Source organism: Gracilimonas sp. B-17 (assembly GCF_056857935.1).
This window is the reverse complement of record NZ_JBSXOA010000012.1, coordinates 1,227,791-1,245,518: the sequence shown is the minus strand read 5'-3', so window position 1 is coordinate 1,245,518 and position 17,728 is coordinate 1,227,791. Positions and strand designations below refer to the sequence as shown.

Genomic DNA, 17,728 nt, shown 5'->3' with positions numbered 1-17,728 from the left:
TTAAATCATATCTCACGGGAGAATTAAAATGATTGTAGTACCATTAGGAGTAGCGTCGGCAACCCCAACAGCCGTAAGGCATTTACCATCAGTTGCTTTATGGAGAGAAGGGAGTGTCTTTCTTTTTGATTGCGGCGAAAATGCACAAATGCGCATGTTGCAAGCGGGAATTAAGAGATCCAAGATCGAGGGTATTTTTATTACTCACTTTGATGTGGATCACTTTTCAGGCCTTCTTGGTTTGTTGGCAACCCTTCAATTGCAAAGACGGGAAAAACCGTTGACCATAACAGGTCCGGTTGGCATTAAAGAATATGTGGAGTGGAATCTTAAATTTGCTGATATCCAGCCAAATTATGAGATCATATTTCACGAGATCAAGGATGATATTGATGTTGATCGTGTGATGGATGATGAGGAATTTTATGTGGAAGCACGCCCTCTGAAGCATACAAAATTCTGTGTTGGCTATCGGTTTCAGGAGAAGGACAAACCTGGGAAAGTGGATGCAGACAAGGCAGTAAAAATGGGTATCTCCAAAGACGAACAATACAAAGAACTCAAGGCCGGTAATGATGTTACCCTTGAAGATGGTTCAATTGTAAAATCATCTGATATTGTTGGTCATCCCCGTCCGGGTGACAGTTTTGCCTATGTTACAGATACCGAGTATACGCCAAACGCTGTTAAGCTGGCTATGAATACCAATATTCTGTATCACGAGGCAACCTTTGGAAATGATCTGGATGATAAAGCCAGTGAAACCGGTCATTCATCTACTGCAGATGCAGCCCGTGTGGCAACTGAAGCTCAAACCAAATTATTGGTGATCGGTCACTTCTCAGCCAGATACACCAATGCCCATGACTTACTCAAAGAAGCCAGAGAAGGGTTCTACCCGGCTTGGCTGGCGAATGAACTTCGACCAATTTTCACTGATCCAATGCACGAAAGAGGTATCATAACTCCAAAAGTCGAGATCAATGAACTGGATGATAAATCTGGTGGAAAGAATTATAAGGGTAAGAAAAACCACAAGGGCGGGAAGAAGAAATTCCGTTCCAGAAGAGGAGGCCCAAACAAAGGAAAAAGTAATTATCGTGGGAACCGAAACAGCAGTTCAAGTCGTTCAGATAGCCGGGGAAGCAATAATTACAAACGCAAGACCTACGGAAGTAGTACGTACAGTGCTAAGATAAAAGATAAGAAGGATGATTCAGATTCTGAATCATCACATCGAAATATTACTCCAAGGTCATCTTATGATGATTTTGATAGATTTTAATGAAGTAAATAAGTGAGTAACACTAAAGATTCAAAAGCCGTCGATACCACACTGATTCGGCGGCTTTATTTTTTTCTAAAACCGTACAAGTGGTTCATATTGTTAGCCATTGGGCTTACCTTATCGGCCTCTTATTTAGGAACGATCCGTCCAAAACTGACACAGATCGCAGTTGATGAATATATTGCAACTGATGATTTTGAGGGACTTTGGTGGATCATCACCTTGCTGGCCGGTGCTTTGCTTGGTGAGTTCATACTGCTTGTATTCAATACCTATATCACTCGATGGTTCGGGCAGAATGCTCTGTATTCATTAAGAAATACGGTATTCAAGAAGATCCAGACCCTTAATGTTCAATATTTCGATAAGAATCCCATTGGAAAACTGATCACCCGGACAACCAGTGATATCGAAGCGTTGAGTGAATTACTATCGGATGGAGTGGTTGCCATTATTGGGGATATGTTCAGGATCATATTCATCCTGTATTTCATGTTTAGCATGAATTGGGAACTGAGTTTGGTCACACTGACTGTGCTTCCAATACTCTTCTACGCCACATTCTGGTTCAAGGCCAAGGTTCGGGTAACATTTCTGGAGGTTAGAGATAAGATCGCGCAGCTGAACTCATTTGTTCAGGAACATATCAATGGTATTGATGTGGTACAGCTATTTAACCGGGAGAAAAAGCAGCGTGAAAAATTCGAAAAGATCAATGCCGGTCATAGGGATGCATACATTGATACGATATTCTATTTTGCTATTTTTTGGCCTATCGTAGAAATAACGGCAAGTTTGGCAATGGCTCTTATCGTTTGGTATGGTGGTGCAAGAGCACTAATGGATGGCGTTACCTTTGGTGTATTACTCGCTTTCATTCAATATGCCCGTCAATTCTTCAGGCCAATACAAGGCTTATCTGAAAAATTCAATACCCTGCAATCTGCTCTGGCCTCATCTGAGAGAATATTTGGCGTACTGGATACAGAGACTCAAGTAATCGAAACAGATACACCTAAGACCATAAAGGATCCGCAAGGGAAGATCGAATTTCAAAATGTGTGGTTTAAGTATAATGAAGGAGAGGAATATGTACTTAGAGATATTTCATTTACAGCCGAACCGGGAGAGGATATTGCTATAGTAGGAGCCACAGGAGCAGGTAAAACAACTATTATAAACCTGCTCTTGAGATTCTACGACATTGAAAAAGGAAGTATTAAGATCGATGGAGTAGATATCAGGGATCTGACCCTAAAAGATCTTCGTTCTCATTTTGGCTTAGTGCTTCAGGATAATGCTCTATTTTCAGGCACTATATTGGAAAATATCACTCTTGGACACCCAGATATTACAAGGGAGCAAGTGATCGATGCCGCTCATAAAGTAGAGGCTCATCGGTTCATCGAAAAATTACCGGGTAGTTACGACTATGTATTAAAGGAACGGGGGGCTTCTCTCTCAATGGGGCAACGACAGCTTATCTGTTTTGTCCGTGCTTTGGTTTACAATCCTGAGATCCTTGTACTTGATGAAGCCACATCGAGTGTTGACTCAGAAACGGAAGCCCTGGTTACAGAGTCAAGTCGTTTGATGATGCAGGGCAGAACATCTATTGTGGTAGCCCATCGGCTCTCAACCATTCAACATGTTGATAAGATCCTTGTTATGCACAAAGGGGTTATTCGTGAAATTGGAAGTCACCAGGAGCTTATACTGAAAGAGGATGGTATCTATAAAAAGTTATATGAGTTACAGTACAAGGATCAGTTGGTAGCCGATTGATCAATGCTGTAAATGTAATGCAGAATTAAGGATAAATCAGTTAACTAGACTTACACTTTTTGGCTGCTATTTTGTATTTTGAAGTAACTCAAAAAGGAGGAATCATGGCTACTACAAAAAAGAATTCCAAAGCAAGACAAGATATCGAAGAAACCATCTACGATACTACCGAAGCCCTGCAAAATAAGGCTGAAGAGACATATGACGCTCTGCTTAACAGACTCAAATATGAACGTGATGGTTTGGAAAGAGAACTCAAACACGAGTATAGAAATGCCCGCCGATATGTAAGAAAACATCCTGAGCAAGGGCTCGGTGTTGCTTTTGTAGCCGGATTGGTACTAGGCGCTTTACTTACTCGCAGATAAAAATTTGATTTAAAAATTACAGATGGCAATAAATACAGATCGCTTGAACGAACTCTATGAGCGAATTGATGCGCTCAGGGGGTATCTTTGACTATGAAAAACGGAAAGTCAGAATAATAGAACTTACTGAACGAACTCAGGATCCGGAATTTTGGAATGATCCATCAAAGGCTCAATCTATAATGAAGGAACTTGATCATGAGAAAAGTCTGGTTGAAGGCTGGGATAAGCTTAATGACCTGAGGGAAAGCATTAACGTTTTCCTTGAATTTCAGGAAATGGGTGAAGATGTTGAAAGTGATCTGGATGCTGAGTACAAAAAGCTGGATAAAGCTTTGGAGGAAATGGAACTCCGTAATATGCTCAGTGGGGAAGATGATCACCGTGATGCCATCGTTACCTTTAATCCGGGTGCAGGAGGAACGGAGAGCCAGGATTGGGGCCAGATGCTTTATCGAATGTATACTCGGTGGGCAGAGAAATCAGGATTCAAAGTTTCGGTAGTAGATTATCAAGACGGAGATGTTGCCGGCCTGAAAAGCGCCACCATAGAGGTATCCGGAGATAACGCTTATGGCTTTCTGAAGGCTGAAAGTGGTGTACACCGCCTTGTGCGAGTATCACCTTTTGACAGTAATGCCAGAAGACATACATCCTTCTGCTCAGTTTTTGTAGCCCCACTGATCGATGATACAATAGAGGTTGATATCAACGAAAGTGAGGTAGAACTTCAGCGATTTCACTCAAGTGGAGCCGGTGGACAGAATGTAAATAAAGTAGAAACCGGGGTTCGACTGATCTGGGAGGGTGAGCTATCTGATGGAAGTACTGAACGAGTAGTGGCTGAATGTCAGCAGGAGCGTTCACAATTACAGAATCGTGAAAAAGCAATGGTTCTTCTGAAATCACGTATCTATGAACTTGAAAAGGAAATAAGAGAAGCTGAAAAGGCTAAATTGGAAGGTTCTAAAAGCAAGAACGAATGGGGATCACAGATCAGAAGCTACGTTTTTGATGATCAAAGGGTCAAGGATCATCGTACAAATTATGAGACAAGTGATGTGAACGGAGTGATGGATGGAGATCTCGATGAATTCATAAAAGCTTATCTTCTTCAGGGGGTTGAGAGCTAAACATCCAAAGGAACTGATGGTATGATCAAGGTTGGGATAACAGGCGGTATCGGTTCAGGAAAAACAACCTTCTGTAAGGAATGGGAAGATCTTGGAGCTTATGTTCTATATGCAGATGACTTTGCAAAAAAACTCATGTCAGAGAACATGGATCTTAAAAAAAAGATCCGGGATAAATTCGGGGACAAAGCATACTCTGAAAATGGAGATCTCAACCGGTCATTTCTTGCCCGGGAAGCTTTCCAAAAAGGAAGGGTAAATGAACTAAATCAGATCGTGCATCCGATCTTATGGAAGGAAATTGATAAACTTGCCTCTCAAAAAGAAAAAGAAGGACTCGATATCTTTGCCAAAGAGGCCGCTATTTTACTGAATAACGGACGTCCTGAGGACCTGGATTATGTGATCCTGATACTTGCAGATGAAAGCATCAGGGTAAAGAGAACAACAGCAAGAGATAATTCAGAAGTACAAGAGGTGACCGAAAGGATCAGCAAGCAGCCCAATTTTGAGGATCTGACCCATTTGGCTGATTTTGTCGTATATAATGATGGAACCAAAGGGGAACTAAAAGTAAAAGCTCAAACTATCTTTAAGCAGCTAAAAGAGTTAGCTCTTAATGATTAGGATTTCTTAGAAGATTTTGTCAGAAAAACATTCTTATATTCTTAGAAAAGCGCTTCCAAAAATTAAATGATTCATGGTCAGTTCAAAAAATAAAAGGCTTGAAACCTTAGAAGAATATATAATTCAATCGCAAAACAGGTTTCCGGGGGCAACCGGAGAGTTGTCTCAATTGTTGAGGGATATCAGTTTGGCAGCTAAGATCATTTCCCGTGAGGTTAATAAAGCAGGGATTACAAATATTCTGGGTGTGGACGGATCCACCAATATCCATGGAGAGGCTGTTAAAAAACTGGATCTTTTTGCCGACCAGCAACTGATATCGGCTTTGGATCGGTCTTTGATCACTTGTATGGTAATTTCTGAAGAGAACGATGGTATCGTCAAACTCAGCAGCAAAGGAGGTAAGTATATCGTTTACCTTGACCCGCTCGATGGTTCATCTAACATTGACGTGAATGTATCAATTGGGAGCATCTTTTCGATTTATATGCGGGAAGCCAGGTTTAATGGAAATCTCAGAGAGGATGACGCACTTCAACCCGGTGTTAAACAAGTAGCGGCCGGTTATGTATTATATGGATCGAGTACAATACTGGCTTACACGACCGGTTTGGGAGTTTCCGTATTTACTCTTGACCCAAGCATTGGCGAGTTCATTTTAAGTGATCGTAGCATCAAGATGCCTGAGCATGGTTCAATATATAGTATAAATGAAGGCAGCTATAACTCCTGGGATCTGGGACTTAAAAAATATATAAAATATTGCCAGGAAGAAGACCAGGAAACAGGCAGGCCTTACTCGGCCAGATATATTGGTTCGATGGTTGCGGATATTCATCGAACTCTAATTAAAGGGGGTATTTTTATATATCCACATAGCAGCAGATATCCAAATGGTAAGCTAAGATTGATGTATGAGTGTAATCCACTGAGCTTTATCATTGAACAGGCCGGGGGGAAAGCCACTGATGGCTCCAAAAGGATCATGGAAATTGAACCCAATTCTATTCACCAGCAAACCCCGATCTATATTGGCTCCAGGGAAAATGTGGATAAGGTCACGGAGTTCCTTGAGGAATACAAAGAGGCTGAACAGACGTGAACGACAATAAGTGAGGCTCAAAATCTGATCTTATGGCCTTCTCTAATATCTTTTGAAACGGCATACCCGCCATTAGTTTCTACAACATATTTGGCAGGTGCTTCAGATAAAAGTTGTTTACTGTCAAACGGTGCAGTGTTATGATGAATACGTACAATTACACTGTCTGAGTTTACAAACATGATATCAAGTGGGAGTGGAGTATTGGCCATATAAAAACTAAGTGGCTCTTCCTCAGGAAAGATAAATAACATACCGGCGTCACTTGGAAGATCATTTACATCCATCAAGCCTTGATTTCGTTCATCCTGATCATCCGCTATTGCAACTCTTACGGCAGATATTTCATTATTTGAGGTGTCAAGAAAAGTAACAGTATCCGTGAAATTCAGAATACGGCCGGTTTTAGTTTCATTATTTTTTTCCTTTTCAGTTGTGCAGGAGGTCCCAATTAATATGATCATTGATAGAAAGATAATGGGAGCATAATTTGTTTTCATAGGTGATTTCATTCCTTTTGATGTGATCTTATTTCATAATAGAGTTTACAAATTAGATTAAAACAGAATCATAATAAAATCATTATATTCTCAATCTCGTTGATTCATTGAAATTTAGGCGAAATAAGCCTACCTTTGAGGAGCAGTGAGCGTCGGAAGGCACTCGCTTTTTTTTGTTTCAGAATTTAGTGTAAATGCAAATAGATATCATAAAAAATATTAAAGACTTAGCCGAACCTCTTGCAGAGGAGAAGGGTCTTTTTGTAGTTGATGTTGAGCTTAAAACCGGAAGTGGTCTGGCAGAACTCTGGGTTCTTCTTGATAACGAAGAAGGCGGAGTCAATATAGATGCCTGCTCCGAAATCAGTAAAGAACTTGGTTTTTTGATCGAAGCACATGACCTGTTCGATAACGGTTATAGGCTAAATGTTTCCTCACCAGGATTAAGCAGGCCGCTGAGTGACATACGTCAGTATCGTAAGAACGAAGGTCGTGTTGCAACAATTAAATTCAAGAATACAGATGGCGAGTACAAGAAAATAGAAGGTGTTATTACCGGCATCACGGATGAAATGGTTGCCATAACGGATGAAGATGAAGCTGAAACTAATATTCCGTTTGAAGCAATTGTTGAAACCAAAATTATCCCCGTAATTTAATTATACAAGACTAATGCAGAACGAATTATCAAAACAGATCATCTCCTCGTTTGCTGAGATAGCTCATGAAAAGGGCATCGACAAGGATATGTTGCTTTCCATACTGGAAGATGTATTTAGAACGATGATCAGAAAAAAATATGAGTCTGATGATGCATTTGAGGTGATCCTGAATGCAGACCGGGGAGAAATTCAGATCCTTCACGTACAGGAGGTAGTGCCTGCCGATGAATTGACCGATCCTGTGGCTGAGATCACTTTTGAAGATGCCCAAAAAATCGATCCTGATATTGAACTATATGATGAGTTGGCTCAGGAAATTCAGATAACCGACTTTGGACGCCGTGCAGTGACCATGGCGCGACAGCAACTTGCCCAAAGAATTCGAGAGATCGAAAAAGATAATATTTATGAAGATTATACCGACCGAGTAGGTGAGATCATACTTGGTGATGTATATCAGGTTCGTCAGAACAAAGACATTTTGGTTAACCACAATGGTGTAGAGCTGTTGCTTCCAAAGAGTGAACAGATCTACAAGGACAGATACCGCAAAGGTGATACCATTCGTGCCGTTGTTACAGAAGTTCGAATGAAAAATGGTAATCCAACGGTCATAATTTCCAGAACATCAGAGCTATTTCTTGAACGACTTTTTGAGAATGAGATCCCTGAAGTATTTGATGGTATTATTGAACTGGTGCGCATTGCCCGTGCACCGGGAGATCGATCAAAAGTAGCTGTGCTTTCCCATGATGAACGCGTTGATCCGGTTGGTGCCTGTGTTGGAATGAAAGGTATCCGAATTCATGCTATAGTTCGTGAGTTACAGAATGAGAATATAGATGTGATCAATTTTACTCCGGACAAACACGAATTTATAAAACGAGCTCTTCAACCTGCTGAAGTTTTAAAAGTAGAACTTGATGAAGAGAATAAGCATGCCAATGTATTAGTACCTGCAGATGAGGTTTCAAAAGCTATCGGTAAGGGAGGAGTCAACATTCGACTCGCTTCAAAATTAGCCGGTGTTGAAATTGATGTTTATCGAGAGGTTGAAGCTGAAGATGACATTGATATTGATGAATTTGCTATTGATTTCGGTGAAGATGTGATTAAGATGCTTCATGAGATCGGTTGTGATACTGCAAGAGCAGTGCTTGAACTGAGTGCAGATGAATTAGTTAGCAGAACGAACGAAGAAATAGATCCAGAGCTTGCTGAGAAAATTATGAGTGTAATTGCGTACGAATTTGAGGACGAGGCTTAAATCGGCAATTCCGAATAAAAATTCTTAGTTTATTAAGCTCACATTTAAAAATTATATATGACGTCTAAAAGACCTAAACCATTATTTAAAGTTGCATCTGAATTCAATGTAGCCACGCAGTCAATCGTGGATACTCTGACAGATAATGGGTTTGATGCAACAAATCGTCCAAACTTCAAGGTAACACCTGAGATGTACTCGGTACTTGATCAGGTTTATGGAGACGATAAGGCTAAAAGTGCGGATCACGAGAAAGCCAGGGAAGAGTACGAGAGCCGCAGAAACCAGATGATGAACAAAAGTAACGACAGTGTTACGATTGACAATGTTCTGGAGCCGATTGAAGACAGTATTGGCTTGGAGCCTGAAGATGAAACTCCTGACCTTGAACCCGAGGAAGACCTTGAATCTGAAGAGGATCTGGAACTTGAACCTGAAGAAGAGGTTGAGGCGCCAAAAGAAGCAAAGGCAGATAGCAAAGAAGATTCAGGGGAAGATAAAAAAGCAGAAGACACTTCTGATGACTCTGTAGTTGAAAAGAATGAAAAGAAAGAATCAGAGCCTGCAGAAGAAGAGATCGAAGATGAGGATGACAAAATTGCTGCCTCTGACGAAGAAGAAGTTGATGCTGATGAAGAAAGTGATGACTCTGAGGATGATGAGGACGAGGACGAAGAAGATGATGATGTAGAAGACGACTCAGAATCTGATGAAGAGGATGATGAGGAAGAAGCAGACGACGATGACGAGGAGGAAGATGATGACGAAGACGACGACGACGAAGAAAAAGAAGAGGATGAGGAAGAAGAGATCATCCGAGGGTCAGCTGGAAAACTCAAAGGAACAAAAGTATTAGGTAAGGCTTCCTTCACGTCAGACATTGCTCAAAGAAAACCCCGTAAGAAACGAAAAAGAAGAAAGGACAGAAAAGACGACGATTCCTCTAAGAAGGACGATAGCAGTTCTAAGAAGAAAACCAAGAAAAAACGTAAGCGCAAAACTGAGATCGATGAGACCGATGTCGATAAGATGATGCGTGAAACCATGAAGAAGATGCAATCTTCTAAAACGGTTGGAAGTAAACGAGCTAAGCGTCGTCGTGAACGTAAAGAGGAACGTGAGGAAGAACTGCAGAAACAGCAGGAAATGGAGGAACTCGAGTCTGATATTATTGAAACGACCGAGTTCATTACTGCCAATGAATTGGCCGACCTTCTGGAAGTAGGCGTTAATGATATTATCTCCGTTTGCATGTCCATCGGATTGATGATCACCATTAATCAGCGTTTAGATGCTGGAACCATTGAACTTGTAGCTGAGGAATTTGGTAAGGAAGTTGAATTTATTGATGCTGAAGAGATCGATGAAGAACTCACTATTCCTGAGGATGATGATGAAGATCTTAAGCCGCGCGCCCCAATTATCACGGTAATGGGTCACGTCGATCACGGTAAAACTTCATTACTTGACTATATTCGTGAAGAAAAGGTCGCAGCCGGTGAGGCTGGTGGAATTACCCAGCACGTGGGTGCTTATCAGGTAGTTCATAATGAAAATGAGATCACCTTCCTGGATACTCCGGGTCACGAGGCCTTTACGGCAATGCGTTCTCGTGGTGCTCAGGCAACGGATATTGTGATTTTGGTTGTTGCCGGTGATGACTCCGTTATGCCCCAAACCATTGAGGCTATCAATCACGCCAAAGCAGCCGGTGTACCAATTGTTGTTGCCATCAACAAAATGGATAAAGAAGGGGTGAACCCGGACCGAATTAAGGCCGAATTGGCTGAGCATGATGTGATCGTTGAAGAATACGGAGGTCAGGTTCAGTATGCTGAAGTTTCGGCACACACCGGGCAGGGTATTGAAGACTTGCTTGAAAAGGTATTGATAGAATCAGAATTACTTGAACTTCAGGCAAACCCTGACCGCCGTGCAGATGGTGTTGTTCTTGAAGCTCGTCTTGATAAAGGAAAAGGAATTGTAGCTAACGTATTGGTTCAGGGTGGTACACTTAAAGTTGGAGATCCATTTGTCGCCGGCCCATGTTTTGGTCGTGTTCGTGCTATGGAGAACGACCTTGGGCAAAGAGTGCAGGAGGCAGGACCTTCAACACCGGTTCAGCTAATGGGTTTTGATGATATGCCACAAGCCGGTGATAAATTGGTTGTCGCAGAAGATGAGAAGATAGCCAAGGAAGTTGCCAACGAGCGTATGCAGATCCGACGAGAGCAGGCCATGCGTAAGACCAAGCATATGACCCTTGACGATATATCACGCCGTCTGGCACTTGGTGAAGTTTCAGAATTGAATGTAATTGTTAAAGCTGATGTGGATGGTTCTATTGAGGCACTTTCAGGTTCACTCCAGAAATTGAGTACCGATGAGGTGGCAGTAAATATCATTCACACTGGAGCCGGAGCTATTTCAGAATCCGATGTTCTGTTAGCATCTGCCTCAGACGCCATTATTATTGGATTCCAGGTACGACCTACTTCACAGGCACGTAAACTTGCCGAAGAAGAAGAGATCGATATTCGATTGTTCAGCGTGATCTACGATGCCGTTGATGAGGTTAGGGATGCACTTGAGGGACTTCTCTCACCCGAGATCAAGGAACAAATGATGGGTGTAGTTGAAGTTAGAGAGACCTTTAAAGTATCCAAAGTTGGTACCATTGCAGGTTGTTATGTCACCGAAGGTAAGATCGAGCGAAACAATCCGATCCGACTGGTTCGAGATGGTGTCGTGATCTATGACGGAGAGATCGATGCTCTGAAACGCTTCAAGGATGATGTAAGAGAAGTAACTTCCGGTTACGAGTGTGGTATCAGTATCAAGGGATATAACGATATCAAAGTTGGTGATCAGATCGAAAGTTACAAGATCACCGAACAGAAACGTACACTGGAAGATTCAGCCGGTTAATTATCATGAAGGATCTGTCTTTAGGTAAAGATCGGATCCTTCAATTCATTTCATTCGAATCACTCACTTAATACAATAGTAATGGGATTCAGGCCAGAACGACTAGCTGCAGTAATCAAAAAAGACTTGGGTCATATCATTCAAAGGTCCTATCAACCGGATGGCACTTTTGTGACCGTCACCAATGTGATCATGACTGATGACCTTTCAATAGCGAAAGTATATCTTAGTGTTTTTGCTCCCGGAAGAGATGATAAGCCTGTATATGAATTTTTGGATGAGAAGATACCTGAGATCAGGTACGAACTGGCATCCAAAATAAAGAATCAGGTTCGTAAAATACCTGAATTACACTTCTATCAGGATGATACTGCTGAATATGTTAACAAGATCGAGCAAGTCTTCAAGAAAATTGATATCCCTGAAGAGGATAAGGATAGCTCTGATTCTGAATAAATGGCGAAAGCACTTCCTTTAGAGAATATACCCGTTTTTGGTAAACATAATTTACCGGATAAAGATACAGATCTTACTGCGGGGGCCATTTTTCTTATAGATAAGCCGCTTGAATGGTCAAGTTTTGATGTTGTTAAGTTTTTAAGAAAACGCATTCGGGTCAAGAAAACAGGCCACGCGGGTACCTTAGACCCTCTTGCAACCGGTTTGCTCATCCTTTGCTGTGGCAAAGCCACAAAATCAATTTCAATGATCCAGGACCTCCCAAAAACCTATGTGGCCGAAATTACCTTTGGGCAATCGACCACTACCTATGATGCGGAAGGTGATGTGGATGAACAGGCAGATTATGATCATATCAGTGAGGAATTGATCATGAAGACCCTTGATTCTGACTTCAAAGGTACGGTCGATCAGATACCTCCTATGTATTCTGCACTTAAATATGGCGGTAAGAAATTATATGAGCTGGCCAGAAAAGGTGAAACTGTTGATCGCCCCCCCAGACAGATTACATTTCATGAATTTGAGATACTTGGTTTTGAAAACCCGAAATTAACTCTCAAAGTAAAATGCAGTAAAGGTACTTATATACGTTCACTTGCCAGAGATCTTGGAGAAGCTTTAAATTCAAAGGCTTATTTGAGTAAACTGGAACGAACAGCTATCGGACATTATTTGGTAGACGATGCTTTGACACCACATGAAATGGGAGACCGACTTAAGGAAATATGGCTAGACTGATCGAACTCAAAAACATTGATCATGTACCTAACACAGTGTTGACTGTGGGTACTTTTGATGGCGTTCACAGAGGTCACCGGGCTCTTATTGAAACTGTGGTTGATAAAGCACGACAGCGTAATGCACGTAGCGTTGTCGTGACCTTTGACCCACATCCAAGGGAGATCATTAATCCCGGTAAAAGTGGTATTCAGATGCTTACAACTCTAAAAGAACGATGTGAGCTGCTGGAAGATATAGGTGTGGATGTTTTACTTGTGATCCCATTTGATCGTGACTTTTCATTGCTTACCTCCGAAGAGTTTGTACGAGATGTGATATATAAAAAAGTTGGTGTATCGGAATTTGTGATCGGTTATGATCATCAATTTGGTCGAGATAGAGAAGGAACCATAGAAACCATAGAAAAACTAGGTGAAAAGTTAGGATTTGATTCACATGTGGTCTCGAAGCAAGAAATGGGGGATGTTACCATAAGCAGTACGCTGATACGAAAAACACTATCAGAGGAGGGTAATGTCAAACAAGCGGCTGAGTACCTGAACCGCAGGTATTTACTGAATGGCATTGTGACTCATGGAGATCAAAGAGGAAAACCTATTGGGTTTCCAACAGCAAATTTAAAACCCGAACATGAAAATAAGGTTATTCCAAAGAATGGAGTATATGCTGTGAAGGTCAGGGTAGAAGGAGTTTGGTATGGTGGGATGATGAATATTGGTATCAGGCCAACGTTTGAAGGTCAAGAACGAACTCTTGAAGTGAATATCTTTTCATTTAATGAAGATATTTACGGACAGACCATACAGGTTCGGTTTATGGATAGAATTCGGGATGAGATGAAATTTAGTGGAATTGAGGAATTAAAAGATCAATTGGCCAAAGACAAAAAAATGACTTTGGAACTTATGAGTTAAATCAATGTGAACTTTGAATAATTAATAGGGAGTAGGATTGTCCATTACGGTAAAAACCCCTATCTTTCGAAACTATAAATCGATTTATACAAGTACTAATTAAACCATTGCAATGAGCATAACCGCAGAAGAAAAGAAAGAAATCTTTAAGAAATTTGGTAAAAGTGAAACCGATACGGGTTCCACAGAAGGACAAATCGCCCTTCTAACCAAAAGAATTAATGACCTGACTGAGCATTTGAAAGATAATAAATTGGATCACGCATCACGTCGTGGCCTTTTGAAAATGGTTGGTAAAAGAAGAAGGTTGTTAAACTACCTAATGAAGAACGATATCGAGAAATACAGAGAACTTATCAAAGAACTCGGTATCCGTAAGTAAGTTTATACGTTACAAAAGGCTCCTGATGTTGGAGCCTTTTTCAATTTATCCTGCCGCTATTACATTTCTTATCTGTTGTTGGCGGGATGCAGTAAATCCAAAAGACAAAGAAGACAAATGAAAGAAGAAATAAGAAGTGTAGAATTTGCACCGGGTAAGGTGCTATCAGTAGAAACAGGCCGGATTGCCAAGCAAGCCGATGGCGCTGTAGTGGTTCGAATGGGAGATACCCAGGTATTATGTACCGCTGTGAGTGCAAAAGAACCGAAACCGGGTCAAGGTTTTTTCCCGCTGGTTGTTGATCACAGAGAAAGTTTTTCAGCCGGTGGTCGTTTCCCCGGTGGTTTTATGAAACGGGAAGGACGTCCTTCTGAAAAAGAAGTATTAGCGAGTCGTTTGATAGACCGTAGCTTGCGTCCTTTGTTTCCTAAAGGATATTTATGTGAAACTCAGATCATCTCAAGTGTACTTTCATCTGACGGAGAAAATGATGGGGATGTTCTAGGTGGATTTGGTGCCTCAGCTGCTCTTCATATGTCAGATGTTCCATTCGATGGCCCAATGGCTGAAGTAAGGGTCGGACGTGTTGATGGCGAGTATGTGATCAATCCGACACTGTCTGAACTTGAGAACAGTGATATTGATATGATCGTAGGTGGTACAGCCGATTCTGTTCTTATGATGGAAGGTGAAATGGGAGAGATCTCTGAAGATGAAATGCTCGGAGCCATCAAAGCCGCTCATGCTTCTATCATTACCCTTTGTGAATTTCAGGAAGAACTGAGAGAAGAATACGGTAAGCCAAAGCGCGAATTTGTACCTGAAGGTTATCCTGAGGAAATTGAATCTAAAGTTCGTGAGCTGGCGACTGACAAGATCAAAGAAGTTGTAAACATTGGTCTTGGAAAAGAAGAATACAGTGAAAAGCTTAACGAAGCGAAAGATTCAGTAGTTGCAGAACTTGAGGAAGAATACGAAGAAGAAGTAGGTACCATCAAGGATATTCTTGGTGATATAGAGAAAGAAGAACTTCGAAACATGATCCTTGAGAAAAAACGACGTATCGATGGTCGTAATCCTGAAGATATTCGTGATATCTGGACTCAGGTTGGATATCTTGCCAGAACTCACGGTTCAGCGATATTCACCCGTGGCGAGACTCAGGCACTGGTTTCTGTAACTCTCGGTACCAAGAAAGATGCTCAGGGTGTTGATACCTTATTTGACGAAGAAGACAAGAAATTCTATCTGCACTACAACTTTCCTCCATATTCTGTTGGGGAAGCCGGATTCCTTAGAGGACCCGGACGTCGTGAGATCGGTCATGGTCACTTGGCAGAAAGATCCCTTAAAATGATGATGCCATCATTTGATGACTTTGGCTATGTGATCAGAATTATTTCTGATATTACAGAATCTAATGGATCATCCTCCATGGCTTCTGTTTGTGGTGGTTCAATGGCGCTTATGAGTGCCGGAGTGCCCCTCAAAAAGCCGGTTGCAGGTATTGCAATGGGAATGATCGTAGGAGATAACAACTCGGTTGTGCTTTCTGATATCCGTGGTGAAGAAGATTTCATGGGCGACATGGACTTCAAAACAGCCGGTACCGCTGATGGTATCACGGCTTGCCAGATGGACATGAAAGTTAAAGGAATCTCTTTTGAGGTTATGGAAGAAGCCCTTAAACAAGCTCATACAGGTCGTTTGCACATTCTTGGAAAAATGGCTGAAACCATTTCGGCACCAAGTGAAACGCTTTCTGAATACGCACCTCAGTTCATCAATATGACCATAGATGGTGACATGATCGGAGCCGTTATTGGACCTGGTGGTAAAGTGATCCAAACTCTTCAAAAAGAAACAGATACTGAGATCTGGATCGAAGAAGATGAAAGTGGAAAAGGTAAGATCACCATTTCAGCTGATAGCCTTGAAAAAGCAGAAGATGCACAAAATAGAATTAAAGCTATTACTGGGCAGCTTGAAGAAGGTGCTACCTACAAAGGTGAAGTGAAATCTATAAAAGATTTCGGTGCTTTTGTTGAGATCGCTCCCGGAAGAGATGGCTTACTGCATATTTCTGAGATCGATCACTCTCACGTTAAAAATGTAACAGATTACATGAACGTGGGTGATGAGATCGAAGTTAAACTGCTCAAAATTGAGCCGGGTAACAAACTCAGATTATCCAGAAAGGCATTATTATCTAAAGACGAAGAAGAGTAAGTCTTTAGGCTATAAGCTTATTATATTTGCTCCGCTCATAAACAATGAGCGGAGCTTTTTTATTTAAAGATTATTCATGAAGATGGAAAACGCACAAGAAATTGATTTTGTAAACAAAAGCACGTTATCAAATGGGCTCAGGATTGTGACTGAGCATATTGAGAGCGTAAAGAGTGTCACAGTTGGTATCTGGGTCAAAACCGGAGGGCGCCACGAAACAAAGTCGAAGGCGGGAGTGACACATTTCCTGGAACATATGTTATTCAAGGGCACTGAAAGCCGCTCATCATATGATATTGCACTAAGTATGGAGTCCGTTGGGGGGTATTTGAACGCCTTCACTTCATCAGAGTATACCTGTTATTATTCACGGTGTGTAAACACACAACTGGACAAAGCTCTTGATGTTTTATCTGATATGGTACTTCACCCTTCATTTCCTGAAGAGGAGATAGAGAAAGAGAAAAAAGTGGTGATAGAGGAAATGAAAATGTACCGTGATTCACCGGACGATTACCTGTTTGAAGCCTTCAATAGTAAGATATTTGAAGGACATGAGCTTGGCAGACCGGTACTTGGTTTTGAGGATACTGTTTCTGCTTTTAGTCGGCAAGATCTTTATGATTACATGAAAGAACGGTATTATGCAGGCAATCTGCTAATTTCTGTTGCTGGTAATGTTGACCATGACAAAGTTGTGGAATTGGTTTCTGGTTATTTTGATAAACTGGAAAAAGAATCCCGCGAAGAAAACGAGCAACCATTACCTGAATTTAAAAAAGAAGACCTCAGGCTGACCAAGTCTATTGAACAGACACATTATATCTATGGTCGCAGGGGGCTTAATTACGATCATAAAGATAAATATCTGCTTCTTTTGGCAAATACCATTTTAGGTGGAGGTATGAGTTCTCGGTTACATCAAAATGTGAGAGAAAAATATGGCTACTGTTATTCAATTCAGACCTTTAATCAGTCCTATACGGATACCGGATTATGGGGTATTTATGTAGGTACTGACAAGGATTATGTTGACCATGTCAGGGAATTGATCTTAAAAGAACTTAAGATCATGCAAAATGATCGTATCCCTGAAAAAGAACTGGCAGAAGCAAAATCACAATTGAAGGGTAAATTACTTTTGTCTCAGGAAAGTACAAGTAACCGAATGACTCGGCTGGCAAAAAGTGAGTTATATTTTGGAAGGTTCGTAACCCTGGATGAACTGGTTGAAAATATAGACTCTGTAACTCCTGATCAGATCAGAGATTTTGTACAGGATTTCTTTGAGGAAGATAACTTTATGGAAGCTATTCTCTTACCGGAAGTATAATCTTTCT

At 41.2% G+C, this 17,728-nt stretch carries 16 protein-coding genes; 15 read left to right on the top strand and 1 reads right to left on the bottom strand.

Features of this window, described 5'->3' with window-relative positions:
* Positions 1-28 precede the first annotated feature (28 nt).
* The 6 genes from rnz to fbp all read left to right on the top strand — a co-directional run bounded on the left by rnz (position 29) and on the right by fbp (position 6,303).
* Positions 29-1,285 (top strand): ribonuclease Z, encoded by a 1,257-nt coding sequence (rnz, locus tag AC13FX_RS13795; protein WP_482881420.1) that lies wholly within the window; start codon positions 29-31, stop codon positions 1,283-1,285.
* Positions 1,286-1,297: 12 nt separating this feature from the next.
* Complete coding sequence (locus AC13FX_RS13790) at positions 1,298-3,073, top strand: ABC transporter ATP-binding protein (RefSeq protein WP_482881419.1); 1,776 nt, start codon at positions 1,298-1,300, stop codon at positions 3,071-3,073.
* A 104-nt stretch (positions 3,074-3,177) separates the two neighbouring features.
* Positions 3,178-3,441 (top strand): glycine zipper domain-containing protein, encoded by a 264-nt coding sequence (locus AC13FX_RS13785; RefSeq protein ID WP_482881418.1) that lies wholly within the window; start codon positions 3,178-3,180, stop codon positions 3,439-3,441.
* A 22-nt stretch (positions 3,442-3,463) separates the two neighbouring features.
* Positions 3,464-4,574 (top strand): peptide chain release factor 2 gene (gene prfB / locus AC13FX_RS13780; protein WP_482881417.1). Its coding sequence is split into 2 segments (ribosomal slippage): positions 3,464-3,529 and positions 3,531-4,574, totalling 1,110 coding nucleotides; the frame shifts between segments, so codons are not numbered across the junction.
* Between the two features lie 21 nt (positions 4,575-4,595).
* Complete coding sequence (coaE, locus tag AC13FX_RS13775; RefSeq protein ID WP_482881415.1) at positions 4,596-5,201, top strand: dephospho-CoA kinase; 606 nt, start codon at positions 4,596-4,598, stop codon at positions 5,199-5,201.
* 73 nt (positions 5,202-5,274) lie between these two features.
* Positions 5,275-6,303: a class 1 fructose-bisphosphatase gene (gene fbp, locus AC13FX_RS13770; protein WP_482881414.1), complete on the top strand. Its 1,029-nt coding sequence runs from the start codon at positions 5,275-5,277 to the stop codon at positions 6,301-6,303.
* Between the two features lie 17 nt (positions 6,304-6,320).
* On the opposite strand, the gene AC13FX_RS13765 is transcribed toward fbp, so the two are convergent.
* Positions 6,321-6,803 (bottom strand): DUF192 domain-containing protein, encoded by a 483-nt coding sequence (locus AC13FX_RS13765; protein ID WP_482881413.1) that lies wholly within the window; start codon positions 6,801-6,803, stop codon positions 6,321-6,323.
* A 194-nt stretch (positions 6,804-6,997) separates the two neighbouring features.
* Here AC13FX_RS13765 and AC13FX_RS13760 point away from each other — a divergent pair, with 194 nt between their 5' ends.
* From AC13FX_RS13760 to AC13FX_RS13720, 9 genes are all read left to right on the top strand, one after another.
* Positions 6,998-7,462: a ribosome maturation factor gene (locus AC13FX_RS13760; protein ID WP_482881412.1), complete on the top strand. Its 465-nt coding sequence runs from the start codon at positions 6,998-7,000 to the stop codon at positions 7,460-7,462.
* Between the two features lie 13 nt (positions 7,463-7,475).
* Positions 7,476-8,732, top strand: coding sequence for a transcription termination factor NusA (gene nusA, locus AC13FX_RS13755; protein WP_482881411.1), 1,257 nt, complete (start codon positions 7,476-7,478; stop codon positions 8,730-8,732).
* A gap of 57 nt (positions 8,733-8,789) precedes the next feature.
* Positions 8,790-11,660, top strand: a complete 2,871-nt coding sequence (gene infB, locus AC13FX_RS13750; protein ID WP_482881409.1) for a translation initiation factor IF-2 — start codon at positions 8,790-8,792, stop codon at positions 11,658-11,660.
* Between the two features lie 81 nt (positions 11,661-11,741).
* Entirely contained in the window at positions 11,742-12,116 is a 375-nt protein-coding gene (rbfA, locus tag AC13FX_RS13745; RefSeq protein ID WP_482881407.1) for a 30S ribosome-binding factor RbfA, read from the top strand.
* The gene (gene truB / locus AC13FX_RS13740) at positions 12,117-12,860 is read left to right on the top strand and encodes a tRNA pseudouridine(55) synthase TruB (protein ID WP_482881406.1); all 744 of its coding nucleotides are present in this window, start codon (positions 12,117-12,119) and stop codon (positions 12,858-12,860) included.
* Positions 12,848-13,777, top strand: a complete 930-nt coding sequence (locus AC13FX_RS13735) for a bifunctional riboflavin kinase/FAD synthetase (protein WP_482881404.1) — start codon at positions 12,848-12,850, stop codon at positions 13,775-13,777. Before truB ends, AC13FX_RS13735 begins: the two co-directional genes overlap by 13 nt.
* 112 nt (positions 13,778-13,889) lie before the next feature.
* Positions 13,890-14,159: a 30S ribosomal protein S15 gene (rpsO, locus tag AC13FX_RS13730; RefSeq protein ID WP_411322251.1), complete on the top strand. Its 270-nt coding sequence runs from the start codon at positions 13,890-13,892 to the stop codon at positions 14,157-14,159.
* 117 nt (positions 14,160-14,276) lie between these two features.
* On the top strand, positions 14,277-16,388 hold the full coding sequence (gene pnp, locus AC13FX_RS13725) for a polyribonucleotide nucleotidyltransferase (RefSeq protein WP_482881402.1): 2,112 nt from the start codon (positions 14,277-14,279) through the stop codon (positions 16,386-16,388).
* Between the two features lie 82 nt (positions 16,389-16,470).
* Entirely contained in the window at positions 16,471-17,721 is a 1,251-nt protein-coding gene (locus AC13FX_RS13720; protein ID WP_482881401.1) for a M16 family metallopeptidase, read from the top strand.
* Positions 17,722-17,728: the final 7 nt, after the last annotated feature.

Bases quoted from the DNA above. Each gene is read 5' to 3' on its own strand.
- infB (WP_482881409.1), top strand. From the start codon at position 8,790: ATGACGTCTAAAAGACCTAAACCATTATTTAAAGTTGCATCTGAATTC.
- AC13FX_RS13785 (WP_482881418.1), top strand. From the start codon at position 3,178: ATGGCTACTACAAAAAAGAATTCCAAAGCAAGACAAGATATCGAAGAA.
- pnp (WP_482881402.1), top strand. From the start codon at position 14,277: ATGAAAGAAGAAATAAGAAGTGTAGAATTTGCACCGGGTAAGGTGCTA.
- AC13FX_RS13765 (WP_482881413.1), bottom strand. From the start codon at position 6,803: ATGAAAACAAATTATGCTCCCATTATCTTTCTATCAATGATCATATTA.
- rnz (WP_482881420.1), top strand. From the start codon at position 29: ATGATTGTAGTACCATTAGGAGTAGCGTCGGCAACCCCAACAGCCGTA.
- nusA (WP_482881411.1), top strand. From the start codon at position 7,476: ATGCAGAACGAATTATCAAAACAGATCATCTCCTCGTTTGCTGAGATA.
- rpsO (WP_411322251.1), top strand. From the start codon at position 13,890: ATGAGCATAACCGCAGAAGAAAAGAAAGAAATCTTTAAGAAATTTGGT.
- rbfA (WP_482881407.1), top strand. From the start codon at position 11,742: ATGGGATTCAGGCCAGAACGACTAGCTGCAGTAATCAAAAAAGACTTG.
- fbp (WP_482881414.1), top strand. From the start codon at position 5,275: ATGGTCAGTTCAAAAAATAAAAGGCTTGAAACCTTAGAAGAATATATA.
- AC13FX_RS13735 (WP_482881404.1), top strand. From the start codon at position 12,848: ATGGCTAGACTGATCGAACTCAAAAACATTGATCATGTACCTAACACA.
- truB (WP_482881406.1), top strand. From the start codon at position 12,117: ATGGCGAAAGCACTTCCTTTAGAGAATATACCCGTTTTTGGTAAACAT.
- AC13FX_RS13760 (WP_482881412.1), top strand. From the start codon at position 6,998: ATGCAAATAGATATCATAAAAAATATTAAAGACTTAGCCGAACCTCTT.
- AC13FX_RS13720 (WP_482881401.1), top strand. From the start codon at position 16,471: ATGGAAAACGCACAAGAAATTGATTTTGTAAACAAAAGCACGTTATCA.
- coaE (WP_482881415.1), top strand. From the start codon at position 4,596: ATGATCAAGGTTGGGATAACAGGCGGTATCGGTTCAGGAAAAACAACC.